This is a genomic window from Kitasatospora sp. NPDC038210, from assembly GCF_055600605.1.
Genome location: NZ_JBVJYK010000012.1, coordinates 83,482 through 99,833, shown reverse-complemented (window position 1 = coordinate 99,833; position 16,352 = coordinate 83,482). Strand labels below are relative to the sequence as shown.

Below are 16,352 nucleotides of genomic sequence, written 5' to 3'. Positions count from 1 at the left end.
TGGGCGAAACGCGCCTAGGGGAGCGTAACGACTGCCGCGGCGTACACGAGACCCGCCCCGAAACCGATGATCAGCGCCAGGTCGCCGCTGTGGGCCTCGCCGGTCTCCAGCATGCGCTCCATCGCGAGCGGGATGGAGGCCGCGGAGGTGTTGCCGGTCTCCGCGATGTCACGGGCGACCGGCACCGACTCCGGCAGCTTCAGGGCCTTGATCATGGCGTCGGTGATCCGCATGTTGGCCTGGTGCGGGATGAACGCGCCGAGCTGGTCGGCGGTCACCCCGGCGGCGTCCAGCGCCTGCTGGGCGACCTTGGCCATCTCCCAGACCGCCCAGCGGAAGACCGGCTGGCCGTCCATCCGCAGGGCCGGCCACTTGGTCTCCTCGCCCGCGCCGTTGACGGCGTCGGGCTTGGCGAACGCGGTGTCCCAGGCCTCGGTCTGGGCGATCAGGTCGGCCTGCGAGCCGTCCGACCCCCAGATCAGCTTGCCGATGCCGGGCGTGTCGGACGGGCCGACGATCGCGGCGCCGGCGCCGTCGCCGAAGATGAATGCGGTCGAGCGGTCCGACTGGTCGGTCAGGTCGCTGAGCCGTTCGACACCGATGACCAGGACGTACTCGGCGTTGCCGCCGCGGATCATGCCGTCGGCCAGGCCCAGGCCGTAGCCGAAGCCGGCGCAGGCGGCCGAGATGTCGAAGGCCGGGGCGGTGCCGCAGCCGAGCCGCTCGGCGATCTCGGTGGCGATCGCGGGGGTCTGCTTGAGGTGCGAGACGGTCGCGACGATCACGCCGCCGATCCGGTCGGGGGAGATCCCGGCCTGGGCGATGGCCTTGCCGGCGGCCTGGATCGACATCTCGGCGACGGACTCGTCCGGGCCGGCCCAGCGGCGCTCGGCGATCCCGCTGCGGGTGCGGATCCACTCGTCCGAGGAGTCGATCCACTCCAGGACCTCGGCGTTGGGGATCACCCGGACCGGGCGGTAGCCGCCGACGCCGAGGATGCGCGAGTACTGCGCACCCGTGGCGGGACGGATCTGCGGCTTCGTCATGCCTGGATCTCCTGGTCCTGACCGCCGTGCTCCGCGACGAGCTCGCGGGCCTTGTCCAGATCGGCGGGGGTCTTGAGGGCGAGCGTGGCCACACCCTTGAGGTTGCGCTTGAGCAGGCCGGTGAGCGTGCCCGCGGGGGACAGCTCGATCACGGCCGTCGCGCCCAGCTGCCCGAGGGTCTCCATGCAGAGGTCCCAGCGGACCGGGTTGGAGACCTGCGACACCAGGCGGGCGAGCACCCCGGCGCCGGAGTCCACGACCGCGCCGTCCTTGTTGGAGACGTAGCGGACCAGCGGGTCGGCCGCGGTCAGGGTCGGCGCCAGCTCGGCCAGCCGCTCGACGCCCGGGGCCATGTGCTCGGTGTGGAACGCGCCGGCCACCTTCAGGGCGATCAGCTTGGCGCCGGCCGGCGGGTCCGCCTTCAGCGCCTCCAGCTGGGCCAGCGTGCCGGCGGCGACGATCTGGCCGCCGCCGTTGTTGTTGGCCGCGGTCAGGCCGTGCTCGGCGAGCTTCGCGGCGACGACCTCCGGATCGCCGCCGAGCACGGCGGTCATGCCGGTCTCGGTGACGGCGGCGGCCGCGGCCATGGCCCGGCCGCGTTCGCGCACGAAGGTCAGCGCGTCACGGGCGCTGAGCACACCGGCGCCGGCGGCGGCGGTGATCTCGCCGACGCTGTGGCCGGCGACGGCGCCGACCAGCTTGCGGGCGGCGTCCTCGTCCGGGAACAGCTCACGGGCGGTCACCAGGCCTGCCGCGACGAGCAGCGGCTGGGCGACGGCGGTGTCCTTGATCTCCTCGGCGGACGCCTCGGTGCCGGCGTGCACCAGGTCGAGCCCGGCGACCTCCGACCAGCCGCGGAGGCGGTCGGCGACACCGTCGAGCTCCAGCCAGGGGCTGAGGAAACCGGGGGTCTGGGCACCCTGTCCAGGGGCGACGATTACGAGCACGGTTCAACCCTCTCTCGCCAGGCGCCCAGGGGCGGGTAGGCGACGGTAACGAAGAAAACCATCCGGGATTGTATGGTCCCTACACTCCGGCTCAGCCGGGCTCCCCCGCGGCGGTCAGCCGGCCGAGGGCCAGTGCGATCCGCAGAGTGAACGCCGAACGTACGTCGGAGGGGGCGTACCCCGTGACGTCGGTCACACGTCGTAGCCGGTAGCGCACCGTGTTGGGGTGGACGAAGAGCATCCGGGCCGCCCCCTCCAGGGAAGAGGCCTGTTCCAGGTAGACACTCAGCGTCTCCAGCAGTGCCGAGCCCGCCTCGTCCAGCGGTGTGTAGATCTCCTCCACCAGCTGGCGGCGGGCGGCCTGGTCGCCGGCCAGCGCCCGCTCGGGCAGCAGGTCGTCCGCCAGCACCGGGCGGGGGGCGTCCGGCCAGGCCGCGCAGGCGCGCAGACCGGCCGCGGCGGCGTGCGCGGAACGGGTCGCGGAGAGCAGGTCGGGCACGGTCGGGCCGACCACCACCGGCCCCGGCGCGAACTGGCCGATCAGCGCCCGCGCGGCGTGCACCGGCTCCTTCTCGCCGCCGACCACGACCACCAGGCGCTTGCCCAGCACCCCGGTCAGCACGTTCAGCTTGGCGTACCGGGCGGCCCGGCGGATCGCCTCCACCACCAGCTCGCTGTCGCCGTCCGGCGCGCTGCCCATCACCACCCGGACCTGGCTGGGCTGCCCCCAGCCGAGCGCCGCGGCGCGGGAGAGCACGCCCTCGTCGGCGTCCCCGGACAGCAGGGAGTTGACCACCAGGGCCTCCAGCCGGGCGTCCCAGGCGCCGCGCGCCTCGGCCGCCTGGGCGTACACCTGGGCGGTGGCGAAGGCGATCTCCCGGGCGTAGACCAGCACCGACTCGCGCATGTCCGCCTCGTCGCCGGGCGCGGCCACCTCCTCGATGGCCTCCTCCATCACCTCGATCGTGGTGCGGATCAGCTCGACGGTCTGGCGCAGGGTGATCGCCCTGGTCAGCTCGCGCGGGGCGGTGCCGAAGACGTCGGTGGAGATCGCCCGGGCCGCCTCGGGGTGGCGGTACCACTCGGTGAAGGCGGCGATGCCGGCCTGGGCGACCAGGCCGATCCAGGACCGGTGCTCCGGCGGCATCCGCCGGTACCAGCCGAGCTCGTCGTCCATCCGCGCGATCGCGGCGGTGGCCAGCTTGCCCGAGGACTTCTCCAGCCGCTTGAGCGTCGCGGCCCGGCGCTCGGCCCGTTCGGCGGCGTTTCTGCGCTCCTGGGCCGTCAGGCGCGGCGCGGGGCGGCCGGGGCGGTCGCGGGCGGTCCGGGGAGCCGGGCTCTTCCCGGTGGGTTCGACGACGGGACTGGGTTCGCTCTTGGAGTTCGCGGATGCGGCTGGCACAAGGACAAGACTGCCTCACGTGAGTGACTGCTCGTGCACACCCCCCGGCGCAGCGGCGCGGTGGCAAGGGTCACACCCGTTACGGTGGGGGCCGTGACCGAAGCCGCTGACCGCCCCCGTGCCGACCTGCGCCGCACCGCCGAGCGCTACCGCTCCGCTCCGGCCGAGGGCGTCGAGACCCGCCACGCGTTCTCCTTCTCCGGCCACTACGACCCGAAGAACACGCACTTCGGCGCGCTGCTCGCGTGCAACGAGGAACTCCTCGCCCCCGGCGCCGGATTCGAGGAGCACAAGCACCGGGACACCGAGATCCTCACCTGGGTGCTGGAGGGCGCGCTCGCCCACCGGGACTCCCACGGCCACGGCGGGGTGGTCCGGCCCGGGATGGTCCAGCACCTCAGCGCCGGCTCCGGCGTCACCCACACCGAGCGCAACGTCGGCGGCGCCACCGGCCCGGTCCGCTTCGTCCAGATGTGGCTCCAGCCGGACGAGTTCGACGCGGCGCCCGCGTACGGGCTGCGCAAGGTGGAACCGGCGGACGGCGGGTTGACACTGCTCGCCTCCGGCCTGGAGCGCGACGCCGGGACGCAGGCCCTGCGGCTGCGCCGCAGCGACGCCGCGCTGTGGCTGGTGAGCGCCGGGCCGTGGCAGCCGCTGCCGGAACTGCCCGCCGCCCCGTGGCGGTACGCCCACCTGACGGCCGGGGCGCTGGGCTACCGGACCGTCCCGGGGCCCAAGGGCGGCGGCCGCTCGATGGCCCCGGGCGACAGCGTGCGGATCACCGGCGACGCCTTCGCCGCCCCGACGGCGGGCGGGACCGGCGCGGAACTCCTGCTGTGGGAGATGCACTCGCCGGTCTCGTACGGCTGAGCCCCGGAACCTGGGCCCCGGGGCCGCGAGCGGCGGGGCCTAGCGGAGCTCGGCCAGGACCGCGTCGGAGAAGGCCGGCCAGGCCTCGACCGCCCACGGACCGAAGTCCCGGTCGGTGAGCGCGACGCAGGCCGCACCCGCCTGCGGGTCGACCCACAGGAAGGTGCCGGACTGGCCGAAGTGGCCGAAGGTGGCGGGCGAGTTGGCCGTGCCGGTCCAGTGCGGGCTCTTGCCGTCGCGGATCTCGAAGCCGAGGCCCCAGTCGTTCGGGCGGCGGTGGCCGTAGCCGGGCAGCACGCCGCTGGTGCCCGGGAAGGCGACCTCGCGGGTGGCCCGCAGGACAGTGGACGGGTCCAGCAGCTTGGGCGCCTGCAGCTCGGCGGCGAACCGGGCGAGGTCGGCGACGGTGGACAGGCCGCCGGCGCCGGCCGGGGACTTGTGCGCGGTGTTGATCAGCGTGTCGGTCATGCCCAGCGGCTCGAAGACCGCCTCGGCGACGTAGCGGGAGAACTCGATCCCGGCGGCCTCGGACAGCGTCCGCGCCAGCGCGTCGAAGCCCGCGTTGGAGTAGAGCCGGCGGTTGCCGGGCTCGGCGAACACCCGGTCCTCGTCGAAGCCCAGGCCGGAGGTGTGCGCGAGCAGGTGGCGGACGGTCGCACCGGGCGGCCCGGCCGGGTCGTCCAGCTCGAACACGCCCTCCTCGACCGCGACCAGCGCCGCGTAGGAGGTGAGCAGCTTGGTCACCGAGGCCAGCGGGAAGAGGTGCTGCTGCGGCCCGTGCGCCCCCAGCACCGCGCCGTCCGCCCCCCGGACCACCGCTGCCGCGGCGTGGGGCACCGGCCAGTTCTCGATCACGCGCAAGCTCTCCATGGGTCCCGACTGTAGTCGGGGCCGGCGCGGGGCGGCGGGGCACCCCGGTCCCAGCCGGGTGGTGCGCGCACCAGGCTGCCGGGCCCGTTCGGCTTGCTTGGAGTGCACTCCAACTCGGTAGCGTCTTTCCCGTCGCACAGGACAGGGGGAAACGTTCGATGGCCACACCCGCACGCGTCGAGATCGACCTGCGCAGCTGCTCCGAAGTGTTCAACCGGGCCCCGGGCGGGGAGCCGGACCGCACGCCTCGGCACACCATCAGCGAGGTCGCCGCGGCGAGCGGCCTGACCGCCCACACCCTGCGCTGGTACGAGCGGATCGGCCTGCTGGACCCGGTCGACCGCGCGGTCGGCGGACAGCGCCGCTACTGCGACGCCGACCTGTACCGGCTGGCCTTCCTGGGCCGGCTGCGCCTGACCGGCATGTCCATCGCGGACATGCTCAAGTACGTGGACATGGCCCGCGAGGGCGAGCGGACCTACGAGGGGCGGCGCCGCCTGCTGGAGGCCCAGCGCGAGGAGGTCCGGCAGAGGATCGCCGACCTCCAGGCCACCCTCGCCGTCCTCGACTACAAGATCGATCTCTATGCCGGGAAGGCCGTCGACACCGCCGGCGCCCCGGTCCGATGCCAGTACAACCGTGTAGAGGAAGAGCAGAGCGCATGACTCACCCCGTCCTTCCCACCGCCGAACTCGGCACCGACGGCCCGCTGGTGGGCGTCCAGGGCCTCGGCTGCATGGGCATGAGCGAGTTCTACGGCCCCACCGACTCCGACGAGGCGCTGGCCACCCTGGCCGCCGCGCTGGAGGCCGGGGTCACCCTGTTCGACACCGCCGACGGCTACGGCTACGGCCGCAACGAGGAGTTCATCGGCCCCTTCGTCCGGGCCAACCGGGACAAGGTGGTGCTCGCCACCAAGTTCGCCCTGCTGCGCAAGGAGGAGGACCCGGGCTACCGCGGCATCAGCAACGACCCCGCGTACATCCGGGCCGCCGTGGACGCCTCGCTGCGCCGCCTCGGCGTGGACGAGATCGACCTCTACTACATGCACCGCCGTGACCCGGCCGTGCCGCTGGCCGACTCGGTCGGCGCCATGGCCGAGCTGGTCGAGGCCGGCAAGGTGCGCCACCTGGGCCTGTCCGAGGTGACCGGCGCCGAGCTGCGCGAGGCCCACGCGGTCCACCCGATCGCGGCGGTGCAGTCCGAGTGGTCGGTGTTCGCCCGTGACGTCGAGCGCACGGTTGTGCCGGCCGCGGCCGAGCTGGGCGTCGCCTTCGTGCCGTACTCGCCGCTCGGACGCGGCTTCCTGACCGGCTCGTTCCAGGCCGCCGAGCAGCTCGCGGCGGACGACGTGCGCCGCACCCAGCCGCGGTTCACCGGCGACAACGCGGCGGCCAACGGCGAGCTGCTCGCGCCGCTGCGGGAGGTCGCGACGGCGCGCGGGGTGACCCTGGCCCAGGTCGCGCTGGCCTGGGTGCACCAGCGGGCGGAGGTGCACGGGCTGACCGTGGTGCCGATCCCGGGCACCCGCAAGCGCAGCCGCCTCGCCGAGAACGCCGCTGCGGCGACGCTGCTGCTGGACGCGGAGGAGCTGGCGCTGCTGGAGCCGGTGGCCGGCCGGGTGGCGGGGGACCGCTACGCGGACATGGGCTTCACCTCGGTCGGCCGGGAGTAGTCCGGAGCGGCCGGCGAGTCCGTGCGGTCCGGCGCGGTCCTCGTCGCTCCGTGCGGGCGGCGCGGCCCGGGACGGAACAGCCGGGCGGGCCCGGGGAGTCGGTGGCTCCCCGGGCCCGCTCCGGCACGCGGTTCAGGCCGTGCGGCCCATCCAGGCCGCCAGCCGGGCGTGGATGTCGGCGTCCCCGGCGACCGGCTGCACCTCGGCGAACGGGACGCCCTCGACCCGGCTCTCGGGCGGCAGCACCATCTCGGCGACGGCCAGCGCGGTGTGCGCGAGCCCCTCGTTCAGCACGAAGCCGTTGTCCAGGGCCGTGGCGATGTCCCAGCTGTGGGTCACCGCCTCCATCACGTAGCCGCCGACCACCATCCCGCCGGGCACCTCGCCCCAGGGTGCGAAGGTCGGGCGGCCCAGCTTGGCGTCGTCCGCCCAGGCGGCGGTGGCGCGGCCGGCCGCCCGTGCGAGCGCGGCCGGCCAGCCCTCGTCCGACGGGTCCTCGATGGCGGGCACGATGTCCTCGGCGCGGCCGCCCTCACCCATGTACGCGAAGCGGTGGATGCCGCCGACGACGTGGTTCAGCAGTCGGCGCAGCGTGAACTCGCTGCAGGGGGTGGGCCGGTCGAGGTCCGCCGGGGTGACGGCGGCGAACAGCTTCTCCAGCTGGGCGAGGGCGAGCAGGTACTGCGGGCGGGCGTCCTGGACGGCGTTCACGTGCGGTCAACTCCCCGTTGTGGGTCGGTCTTTCGGGCTCGGAACGCAATCTCCCAGTAAAACCTGACAACTGCCGTCAGGATTACTGGGATTCTTGTCGTATGAAGGCCGACCGCCTGCTCTCCATCCTCCTCCTGCTCCAGACCCGCGGCAGGGTGTCCGCCACCGAACTCGCCGAGCGGCTGGAGGTGTCCGTCCGCACCGTCTACCGCGACGTGGAGTCGCTCTCCGCCGCCGGCGTGCCCGTGTTCACCGAGCGCGGGCGGCACGGCGGCATCGGCCTGCTGCCCGGCTACCGCACCGACGTCACCGGCCTGACCGCGGACGAGGCCAGGGCGCTGTTCGTGCTCTCCGCCCAGGGTGCGCACAGCGACCTCGGGCTGGACGGCGCGCTCGGCTCGGCGCTGCGCAAGGTGATGGCGGCGCTGCCGGCCCCGCACCGCCCGGCCGCCGAGCGGATCAGCGAGCGGATCCTGGTCGACCCGGCCCGCTGGATGCAGGGCGCCGCGTCCGCCGCCGCGTCCGGCCCGGACCTGGGCGAGCTGCAGTACGCGGTCTTCGCCGACCGCCGGCTGCGGCTGCGCTACCGGCACAGCGGCACGCCCGCGCCGGTCGAGTACACCGTCGACCCGTACGGGCTGGTGAGCAAGGCCTCGGTCTGGTACCTGGTGGCCGATCTGCACGGCGAGCCGCGGCTGTTCCGGGCCGACCGGGTGCTGACCGCCGAGACCGCCGAGGAGGCGGTGCGGCGTCGGGCCGGGGTCGCGCTCGGCGAGGTGTGGGCGGTGCTCCGCGAGCAGGTGGAGCGGCTCCCCAAGGAGCTGCCGGTGCGGGTGCGGGTGCGTCGCGGGCGGCTGGACCTCTTCCTGCGCATCCACGGCGGCCGGGTCACCGTGCAGCCGCCGGAGGCGGGCGCCGGGGCGGCCGAGGAGTGGGTGGAGGTGGCGATGGCCTTCCCGGCCCCGGCGGCGGTCCGGTCGCTGCTGGCCTTCGGCGCGGACGTCGAGGTGCTGGCCCCGCCGGCCGCCCGGCGCGAGCTGGCCCGGGCGGCGGCGGACGCCCTGCGGCTTTACCAGGACCAGTCGTCGTAGCCGGGTCGGACGCCGTCGCCGGCCCCGTCGTCGTGACCGGGGCCGATGGTGACCGGGACCGGCCACGGCGGGCTGCGACTAGGAGTTGGGCTCGGTCCGGACCACGTCCCGGTAGTGGCCGAGCGAGATCGCCGCGAAGTTGTGCAGGCTGTCGGTGCCGTCGGTGAAGTAGCCGTTGTGGCCGACCGCGCGGGCCGAGGAGATCTGCTCGGCACCGAAGCCGCTGCCGGTCGGGTCGGCGCCGTGGCCGAGCTTGCCGACCTCCAGGAACGGGACGTTGCCGATCCAGTCGCTGGGGTTGCGGGCGGCCCAGACGTGCACGCCGGTGCCCAGGTCGGCGGCGCTCTGCACGCCCATGCCGGGGGAGCCGAACACCATCATGTCGGTGATGCCCGAGGTGTCGGACGGCGAGGCGGCCGCGCGGAGGACCTTCGGGGCGGCGGTGCCGCACACCACCGAGCCGTACGAGTGGCAGAGCAGCGACGGGGGCGCGTCCGGCCGGGTGGTCTCCTTGAGCCCGGCGAGCAGTCGCTCCAGCCGGGGTGCGGCGACGTCGGCGAGCCGGGAGGTGGCCGCGTCCGGGCCGAGGCCGGAGGGGGTGACGTAGCCGGTCCAGGAGATCACGGCGGTCCGGGTGCCCGGGGCCTGGCGCTGCTCCTCGGCGTGCAGGGCGCGGGCCATGCCGGCCGGGGAGCGCAGCGGCTCGGCGGTCTGGTCGAAGTGGCCGAGGTCGGCGTCCGATCCGGGGACGAGGACGGAGATCCGCTCGGCGTCGGCGAGGTCGCCCCACACCTCGGTGACCAGGCCGCGGCCGCGCGGGTCGAAGGCCAGGATCTGCCGGCCGGGGGCGAGCAGGTGCTCGACGTCGTTGGCGCGGGAGACGGCCAGCGCGCGGGTGTCGGAGTCGAGCTTGCGGTCCGCGGCGCGGGTCCGGGCGTTGTCGCGTTCGACGGCCAGGGCGATCCGGTTGGCGCGGTAGCGCAGGTCCAGCGGGGCGCCGTCGTAGTTGCCGACGACCAGCGGGTACTGCTGGATCAGCCGGTCCAGCTCGGTGGGCGCGAGCGAGGCGAAGAACTCCGCGGCGGCGGCCGGGCTGGTGGTGGCCGGGTCGGGCAGGGCGTGGCCGAAGGAGTGGTCCTGGATCCAGGCGGCGCTGCCGGCCGGGGGCGTGGAGATCGCCAGCTGCTCGGAGGAGACCGCGGCCGCGGCGGCCGAGGCGCCGGCGTCGGCGAGCACGGCGCAACCCGCGAACGCTCCGATCAGTACCCGCTTCCAGCGTCGACGGTTGCGCACCGCACCAACTCCCTTGGGGCCCGTCACCGTTTCTCGGGCGGTGCCCGGAGGGTGCGATAAGGACTGCTGACTTCCCTGCGCAAGCCTAGGGGGCTCGAAGGGGCGGCGGGCGCGCCTAAACTGTGGGATGGATCACATGAACCGGGGGTGTCCTCGCGGCGTCTCCCAGTGGTTCGGGCCGGGCCCGAACGGCCGTGCGCTCAGGCGTCGAACTCCCGTACCAGCCGCTTCGGGGCCGTCCGCCGCCAGGCCTCGGTGACCAGGTCGCGCAGCTCGTCCCGGTCCACCAGGTCCAGCCGGACGCTCACCCAGCCGTGCCGTCCGACGTAGGGGGCGGAGGAGAACACCTCGGGTTCGGCGGCGAGCAGTTCGGCCTGGTCCTCGGGCGAGGCCTTGACGGTGACGCGGTCCCCGTCGGGCGCGCCCATCGCGAAGATCCGGCTGCGGACCCGCAGCGTCTCGATGTCCCAGGTCGGCTCCTGGGCGGCCCCCGGCAGGGCCAGGGCCATCGCGCGGAACTCGTCGAACGTCACCATGGCGGCAGGTTAGAGCAGGGCAGTGACAACGCGCCCCCGGCGCGCGCGGTGGCGCGGCGGGGGCGCGTCGAGGGGACCGGTCTCAGGCGAGCGAGGCCCAGGCGTCGCAGGAGCGGTCGGCGGAGACCAGCCGGTCCGGGTGGCCGCTGCCGTCGGCGACCGAGATCCGCCGGTAGTTCTGGCCGCTGAACACCCAGTACTCGCTGCTGCCGCCGACCCGCTGGCAGTCCGGCACGGGCAGGAAGCAGTCCACCCGGTTCAGGCCGCTGAGCGAACTCCACTGGGAGAGCTCGCGGTCGGTGCGCTCGCGCACGTCGTTGTGCGAGGAGCCGTCCGCGATCGAGATCAGCCGGTACTGCTGGCGGCCGGCCGTGGTGTGGAAGCACCAGTACCAGCTCTTGCCGCCGACCCGCTGCTGGTCCGGAACGGGCAGCCAGCAGTCCACCTGGCCGACACCGCTGAGCGAGCCCCAGTAGGTGAGGTCGCGGTCGGAGCGTTCGAGCGCCGTGGTGTACCGGCCGCCGCCGCAGGTGACGGAGACCAGCCGGTACTGCTGGCGGCCGGCGGTGCTGTGGAAGACCCAGTACCAGCTCTTGCCGGCCGGGTCCTGCTGGTCGGGCACGGGCAGGAAGCAGTCGACCCGGCCGACGCCCTGCAGACAGGACCAGCCGGTCAGCCAGGTGTCGTCCTCGACCTTGCGGTCGGTGTGGGCGGAGCCGTCGGCCACCGAGATCAGCCGGCAGCGGTCGCCGTGGAACGCCCAGTACTGGCTCTGGCCGGCCCGGCGGAACTGGTCCGGGACGCCGACGAACTCGTCGCACGGGTACGCCTTCACCGGCTGCGGCTCGGGCTGCGGCCAACCGCCGCCACCCGACTGCGTGGTGGTGCCCTGCCCGCCCGAGCCCTGGCCGCCCGAGCCCTGCCCGCCCGAAGTCTGTCCGCCGACCGGGGCGAGCCGGCCCTCGCAGAGCCCCCGCAGGATGCTCATCGAGGGCATGAAGGCGTACACCGAGCCGGTGGTCTGGACGAACTGCGCGAAGTCCAGCGGGGTGTGCTGGATCAGACCGCTGGTGTCCCGGCTCTCGTAGTCGAGGGGGGTGACCTGTCCGGTGTCCGGGTCGGTGCAGTTCTGGGTGACCGGGTCCCGGCCGGGTACGGGCCTGGGGTTCGCGTGCCCGGGCGGGGTGGTGTCCTGGGAGTCGCGGTTGGGCGGGAAGTTCGCCCGGTCCATCCAGCTGGCCTGGATGAACTCGAACTGCCGCTTGAGGTCCGCCTGGTAGCAGACGAACAGCAGCCCGCGCGGGTCGTCCGGGCCGCCCGGGCCCTCGGAGGCCGGGTCGAACGGTTCTCCGTACGGAGTGCCGCGGCGGATGATCCGCCGGCCGTTGAGGTCCTTGGCGGGGAACGGGGGCTTGTCCGGGCTCTCCTGCAGGCCGGCGCGCGGCTCGGTCTTGCGCAGGTGCGACCAGAGCGGGGTGACCAGGCCCTCCGGGTCGTCCGAGAAGTCGAAGGCGTTGTCGTTGGCGGCGGTCGGGTTGTTCGGGACGTCCCGGTCCTGGAAGTGGCAGACCGGGGCGCCGGAGCGCCAGCGGCCGACCATCCGGGCGGCCAGCCACTCGGTGGTGGCGTGGTCCGGGACGGCCTTGGCCTTCCGGAGCTCACCCAGCTTGACCGCGACCTGCGACCACCAGCCGGGGACGTCCTGGGCGAGGCGGCGGACCACCTGGAACGAGCCGTTGAGCGTCCAGGCCGGGTACTGGTCCTTGGGGAAGCTGAACTGGTCGTTGTCCAGGCCGCAGACGAACTCGCCGGCCGGGATGATCCGGGTGCCGGGGTGGCCGTCCACCTGCTCCGGATCGGTCGGGCTGGGCCGGTCGAAGCCCTTGACGCCGGGCTCGCTGATGCCGTCCTTGAACCCGAAGTGCTCCTTGCCGCGGCGGCTGCCCAGGAGGGTCTTCGCGTTCTGCTGGTAGACGACCAGGACGCGGGACTCGGCGGCGGCGATCCGCTGGGCCTCGACGGCCGTCTGCAGGTCCTTCTCGGTGTCCGCGGAGATCTTCAGGACGGCGTGGACCGACTGGGTCCTGCCGTTGCCGAAGAGCCAGTTCTCCGGGGAGTTGTCGCCGGTGTCGCCGAGCCCGCCGGCCCGTTTGGCCGCGCCCTCCTTGAACGCCTTCAGGCCGGTGTCGCCCTGCGGGAGCGTCGGGAGCGGGTCGGTGGTGGAGAGCATCTGCAGGCCCTCATAGGTGAAGCTGATGCCGAGCCAGGTGGCGGTCAGCGACTTGGGGTCGTCGCCGCCGGACGCGGCTCTGGCCTCGCTGAACGCCTCGTTGAACCTGGCGACCTCACGTGTGGTGGAGATCTGCGGGGTCAGCTTGCGGAGCCAGTCGCGGGCCCGTGCCGCGTCCTCGAACTTGAGGAAGAGGACGCTGACGTTGTCCTTCTTGAAGCCGGCGAGGATGTCGCCCTGGATCTCGTCGCTCTCGCGCAGACTCAGGTCCGTTGCCATCGGGGGTTCCTTTCGGTGGGGGTGGGGTCAGGCGGAGGGGCTGAGCTGGATCCACTTCGCCTCGCTGGGCACGCCCTTGCCGTCGAGGAGGAAGATCATGTACCAGCCGGGCGGCGCGGCCTTGGCGTCCGGCGGGGCCTGCAGCTGGATCCGGTTGCCGGCCTGGCTGGTGATCCGCAGGTCGAGGTAGCGCTGGCTGGTGTTCACCGAGTGGGTGGACGTGGTCGGCGCGAGCAGGACGGCCCTGACCACCTGGTCCGAGGTCGAGCTGGAGACGGTGAACTTCTTGTCGAAGCCGATCGGCACGGTCGGCGCGTCGTCCAGGTCGGGCCGGCTGCCGCCCTGGTGCAGGTAGGCGGGCTCGTAGATCTCGATGGTGCCGTTCATGGTGACCGGGCCGGCGGTGCCGGGGATGCCGCTCACCGTGCGGTTGACGTCCGTGTTGTTGGCCAGCTGCTGGAGCTCGTCGCCGGTGACCAGGACGCGCCCGTCCGGCAGCACGACCGCGTTGGAGTGGTAGCCGCGCGGCAGGCGCTGGACCGGGCCGAGCTGCCAGTTGCCCTGGTCGTCGCGCAGCTCGATCTGGCGGTACTTGAGGTCCGCGTTGGGGTTGTACGGGCCGTTGCCGTAGTCGCGGATGTCGTAGGCGCCGTTGACGGTCATCAGCCGGCCGGTGGGCAGCAGGACGGTGTCGTCCTGGGTGCGGCCGAAGGCGCGGGACTTCTCGGCCGTCCAGGTGCCGTTGGAGAAGCGCAGGGTGCTCGGGTTGTCCCGGTCGCCGCCGAGGACCAGCGCGGAGTCCGGGCCGTTGGCGCCGTTGGGGAGCAGCACGGCGGAGCCGTAGTTGCGCTTGCGGCCGTCCGGGCGGGCGGCCAGGTCGGTGCGGGACTCGGCGACCGGGTCGAACTTCCACTGCTCGGCGGCCTGGCGGCCGAAGCCGTAGACGTTGCCGTCGTTGAGCGAGAACAGGTGCGGGTAGTCGGTGGTGAACGGGGCGTCGACCTTGAACCGGTCCACCGGGGTGTTCGTGGGGAGGTCGGTCTTCTTCACCGGCACCGCGAAGGGTTTGGCGGGGAACCGCTCGACCACCGGGGTCGGGGTGCCGTAACCGAGTTCGGACTGGCCGGACATGATCAGCTGGCGGCCGTCGGCGCCGGTCACCACCGAGGGGTACCAGCGGCCCACCGACATGTCGGGGTTGCGGGTCCAGGTCTCCGTCCACGGGTCGAAGATCAGCGAGAGCTTGGCGCCCGTCCCGCCGTTGCCGCCGAGGTTGCCGCCAAAGACGCCGAGCATGCCGTTGGGCAGGAAGGAGTGGCCGGAGCAGAAGAAGGGCGCCGGGCGCTTCTCGCCGAGGCCGTCCGGCATGTCGACGACCGGCGGGTTGACCTGCTTGAACGCGTCCGGACCGTAGTTCTTCTTCGGGTCCCAGAGGAAGGCCCGGCCGGCGTTCTCCTTGCCGGTGGTCTGGGTGGGTGCCGGTTCCTTCTCCGGGTTGGTCTCGATCCGTTCGAAGGAGAACAGCAGCACCTTTCCGGTCGGCAGCAGCGCGACGTGGTCGCCGAAGTCGGGGGAGTCGAAGTACTGGTTGAAGGCGCCGAAGGTCGCCGGGTCGAACGCCTTGTTGCGATCGGCCTGGGAGGCGGTCAGCGCGTTGTACCGGTTGGTGCGGGTGGTCTGCGGGTAGTCGCCGATGCCGCGGATGGCGGCGCGCATCCGGGCGTGCTCCTCGGCGTGCTCCTGGCCGAGCGCCGCGACCTCGTCCTCGCGCAGTTCGGCCATCACCCGGGGGGAGTCGACGTGCGGGGTGAGGTCGTCGGCCCCGGGGGCGGCCGGTCCGCCGTGGGCGAGGGCCGGGGCGACGGTGCTCAGCAGGGTGCCGGCGGTCACCGCGAGGACCACGGCGGTGCCCGCCAGTCGGCGGCGGGCCCCGCGCCGTGGCCGCGGGCGTGGTGGGGACAAGGACATGGGACTCCTCGGGAGTTGGGTGTGCCGGGGGGAGGGGGAGGGGTGGCGAATGCGGACGGACGGGCCGTGGGCGGGCGCGGTCCTGCGATGGTCGCCGACGGTCACAGGAGATCACAGTGCGTGGTAGTTCGCATGCGGGTGCATCCCCCCGGTGACGCCGTCCGGCGGGGGCCGTCGCCCGCCAGGCGCGGGTCACACCACACCCAGCGCGTAGGCCGCGAAGAGGGCCGCGGCGGCGCCGGCCGCCGCCTTCCCGGCGCGGGAGAAGGACGTCCACGGCCCGTCGAACCGCCGGGTGAACCACCCGATCGCCACCAGGACGCCCGCGAACAGCGGGAGGAGGGCCAGCCGGGCGGCCACCCAGCCGAGCGAGTCCGGCGCGGTGGTCAGTCCCGGGACGCTGCCCAGCACGGCCGCGCCGGGCACCGCCGCCGCGAGCATCGCGCTCTGGTGCCAGCAGAAGATCGTCATCGCCGACAGGTTGACGACGACCACCGGCAGCCACAGCAGCGGACGGCGGGTCAGCACCCGGCCCAGCCGCTCCCGCAGCAGCACCGCGGCGCCGCACTGGACCGCCGCCAGGGCGAGCACCAGCAGGGACGGCGGGTGCGAGTTGGTGCGCTCGGCCCCGGGCACGCCGACCATGCTGGCCGGGTAGTGGAACACCAGCAGCAGGGTGGCGAACAGCGCGCCGCCGCCGATCAGCAGCACCCGGGCGGTCGGCCGCCCGAGCCGGCCCTGCGCCCAGAGCACGCCGAGCTGGTAGCCGAACAGCCAGCCCGGCAGGATGTTCAGCAGCGCGACCCAGGACGGCACGGCCTGCGCCCACGGCCCGTACCGCAGCAGGTCGACGGCGGCGACCGAGGCCACCAGCAGGCCCGCCGACCAGCCGCCCAGCCGGCGTCCGGCGGCCGCGCAGAGCGGGGTGAGCGCGGTCAGTCCCAGGTAGACGGCGATGTACCAGAGCGGCTGCACCACCAGCGTCGCGCCGGTGCGCAGGGTGTCGGCGGGGACGCCGAGCGCGGGCAGCAGCGGGACCAGCAGCGCCCAGACCGCCGCGACCCCGAGCACCGGGCGCAGCAGCCGTACGGTCCGGGCGCGCAGCCAGCCGCCGTAGGACTCGCCGCGGGCGCGGGCCCGTTCCAGCGAGCGGACCGAGGAGTGGCCGCCGACCAGGAAGAACACCCCGAGCATCTGGAGCCCCCAGCTGATCGGGGCGAAGAAGCCGAGCGAGGAGAGCGGGCTGGCGTTGTGCAGGGCGCCGTCGGGGGAGCGGGTGAGGCCGCCGAGCATCCAGTGCCCGACCGGTACGGCGAGCAGGGCGAGGGCGCGCAGGCCGTCCAGGGCGCGGTCGCGGGTGGCGGGGGTCCGGGCGTCGACCTGTCGGGCGGCGCGGCGCAGGGCGGTGAGGGGGTGGGCCATGGTGGTGCTCCT

Annotated in this window: 14 protein-coding genes; 4 read left to right on the top strand and 10 right to left on the bottom strand. The window is 73.8% G+C overall.

The genetic code is table 11. From position 1 onward, the window contains the following. Positions 1–14: 14 nt before the first annotated feature. The 3 genes from ACZ7KX_RS24150 to ACZ7KX_RS24140 all read right to left on the bottom strand — a co-directional run bounded on the left by ACZ7KX_RS24150 (position 15) and on the right by ACZ7KX_RS24140 (position 3,281). The gene (locus ACZ7KX_RS24150) at positions 15–1,046 is read right to left on the bottom strand and encodes a beta-ketoacyl-ACP synthase III (RefSeq protein ID WP_350523965.1); all 1,032 of its coding nucleotides are present in this window, start codon (positions 1,044–1,046) and stop codon (positions 15–17) included. Further along, positions 1,043–1,993, bottom strand: coding sequence for an ACP S-malonyltransferase (locus ACZ7KX_RS24145; RefSeq protein WP_470328273.1), 951 nt, complete (start codon positions 1,991–1,993; stop codon positions 1,043–1,045). The genes ACZ7KX_RS24150 and ACZ7KX_RS24145 overlap by 4 nt, the downstream gene beginning before the upstream one ends. A gap of 91 nt (positions 1,994–2,084) precedes the next feature. Next, a complete protein-coding gene (locus ACZ7KX_RS24140) occupies positions 2,085–3,281 on the bottom strand; it encodes a PucR family transcriptional regulator (RefSeq protein WP_350523991.1) in 1,197 nt (398 codons plus the stop codon). 207 nt (positions 3,282–3,488) lie between these two features. Between ACZ7KX_RS24140 and ACZ7KX_RS24135 the strand changes: the two genes are divergently transcribed. Further along, positions 3,489–4,265, top strand: a complete 777-nt coding sequence (locus ACZ7KX_RS24135) for a pirin family protein (protein WP_470328272.1) — start codon at positions 3,489–3,491, stop codon at positions 4,263–4,265. 39 nt (positions 4,266–4,304) lie between these two features. On the opposite strand, the gene ACZ7KX_RS24130 is transcribed toward ACZ7KX_RS24135, so the two are convergent. Beyond that, positions 4,305–5,135, bottom strand: coding sequence for a serine hydrolase domain-containing protein (locus ACZ7KX_RS24130; RefSeq protein ID WP_470328271.1), 831 nt, complete (start codon positions 5,133–5,135; stop codon positions 4,305–4,307). Between the two features lie 158 nt (positions 5,136–5,293). On the opposite strand from ACZ7KX_RS24130, the gene ACZ7KX_RS24125 reads away from it, so the two are divergent. Beyond that, positions 5,294–5,800, top strand: a complete 507-nt coding sequence (locus tag ACZ7KX_RS24125; protein WP_470328270.1) for a MerR family transcriptional regulator — start codon at positions 5,294–5,296, stop codon at positions 5,798–5,800. Continuing rightward, complete coding sequence (locus ACZ7KX_RS24120; protein WP_470328269.1) at positions 5,797–6,810, top strand: aldo/keto reductase; 1,014 nt, start codon at positions 5,797–5,799, stop codon at positions 6,808–6,810. The genes ACZ7KX_RS24125 and ACZ7KX_RS24120 overlap by 4 nt, the downstream gene beginning before the upstream one ends. A 132-nt stretch (positions 6,811–6,942) precedes the next feature. Here ACZ7KX_RS24120 and ACZ7KX_RS24115 read toward each other — a convergent pair whose 3' ends face one another. Continuing rightward, on the bottom strand, positions 6,943–7,521 hold the full coding sequence (locus tag ACZ7KX_RS24115) for a TIGR03086 family metal-binding protein (protein WP_470328268.1): 579 nt from the start codon (positions 7,519–7,521) through the stop codon (positions 6,943–6,945). 101 nt (positions 7,522–7,622) lie between these two features. Between ACZ7KX_RS24115 and ACZ7KX_RS24110 the strand changes: the two genes are divergently transcribed. Beyond that, positions 7,623–8,612, top strand: a complete 990-nt coding sequence (locus ACZ7KX_RS24110) for a helix-turn-helix transcriptional regulator (protein ID WP_470328267.1) — start codon at positions 7,623–7,625, stop codon at positions 8,610–8,612. Positions 8,613–8,690: 78 nt separating this feature from the next. On the opposite strand, the gene ACZ7KX_RS24105 is transcribed toward ACZ7KX_RS24110, so the two are convergent. The 5 genes from ACZ7KX_RS24105 to ACZ7KX_RS24085 all read right to left on the bottom strand — a co-directional run bounded on the left by ACZ7KX_RS24105 (position 8,691) and on the right by ACZ7KX_RS24085 (position 16,340). Then, a complete protein-coding gene (locus ACZ7KX_RS24105; protein WP_350523973.1) occupies positions 8,691–9,905 on the bottom strand; it encodes an alpha/beta hydrolase in 1,215 nt (404 codons plus the stop codon). 200 nt (positions 9,906–10,105) lie between these two features. Next, positions 10,106–10,441 (bottom strand): MmcQ/YjbR family DNA-binding protein, encoded by a 336-nt coding sequence (locus ACZ7KX_RS24100; RefSeq protein ID WP_470328266.1) that lies wholly within the window; start codon positions 10,439–10,441, stop codon positions 10,106–10,108. Between the two features lie 82 nt (positions 10,442–10,523). Then, positions 10,524–12,950, bottom strand: coding sequence for a Dyp-type peroxidase (locus tag ACZ7KX_RS24095; RefSeq protein ID WP_470328265.1), 2,427 nt, complete (start codon positions 12,948–12,950; stop codon positions 10,524–10,526). A gap of 27 nt (positions 12,951–12,977) precedes the next feature. After that, positions 12,978–14,912, bottom strand: a complete 1,935-nt coding sequence (locus ACZ7KX_RS24090; protein ID WP_470328264.1) for a galactose oxidase-like domain-containing protein — start codon at positions 14,910–14,912, stop codon at positions 12,978–12,980. Between the two features lie 198 nt (positions 14,913–15,110). After that, entirely contained in the window at positions 15,111–16,340 is a 1,230-nt protein-coding gene (locus tag ACZ7KX_RS24085) for an acyltransferase family protein (protein ID WP_470328263.1), read from the bottom strand. Positions 16,341–16,352: the final 12 nt, after the last annotated feature.

Bases quoted from the DNA above. Each gene is read 5' to 3' on its own strand.
- ACZ7KX_RS24150 (WP_350523965.1), bottom strand. From the start codon at position 1,046: ATGACGAAGCCGCAGATCCGTCCCGCCACGGGTGCGCAGTACTCGCGC.
- ACZ7KX_RS24130 (WP_470328271.1), bottom strand. From the start codon at position 5,135: ATGGAGAGCTTGCGCGTGATCGAGAACTGGCCGGTGCCCCACGCCGCG.
- ACZ7KX_RS24125 (WP_470328270.1), top strand. From the start codon at position 5,294: ATGGCCACACCCGCACGCGTCGAGATCGACCTGCGCAGCTGCTCCGAA.
- ACZ7KX_RS24120 (WP_470328269.1), top strand. From the start codon at position 5,797: ATGACTCACCCCGTCCTTCCCACCGCCGAACTCGGCACCGACGGCCCG.
- ACZ7KX_RS24110 (WP_470328267.1), top strand. From the start codon at position 7,623: ATGAAGGCCGACCGCCTGCTCTCCATCCTCCTCCTGCTCCAGACCCGC.
- ACZ7KX_RS24100 (WP_470328266.1), bottom strand. From the start codon at position 10,441: ATGGTGACGTTCGACGAGTTCCGCGCGATGGCCCTGGCCCTGCCGGGG.
- ACZ7KX_RS24095 (WP_470328265.1), bottom strand. From the start codon at position 12,950: ATGGCAACGGACCTGAGTCTGCGCGAGAGCGACGAGATCCAGGGCGAC.
- ACZ7KX_RS24085 (WP_470328263.1), bottom strand. From the start codon at position 16,340: ATGGCCCACCCCCTCACCGCCCTGCGCCGCGCCGCCCGACAGGTCGAC.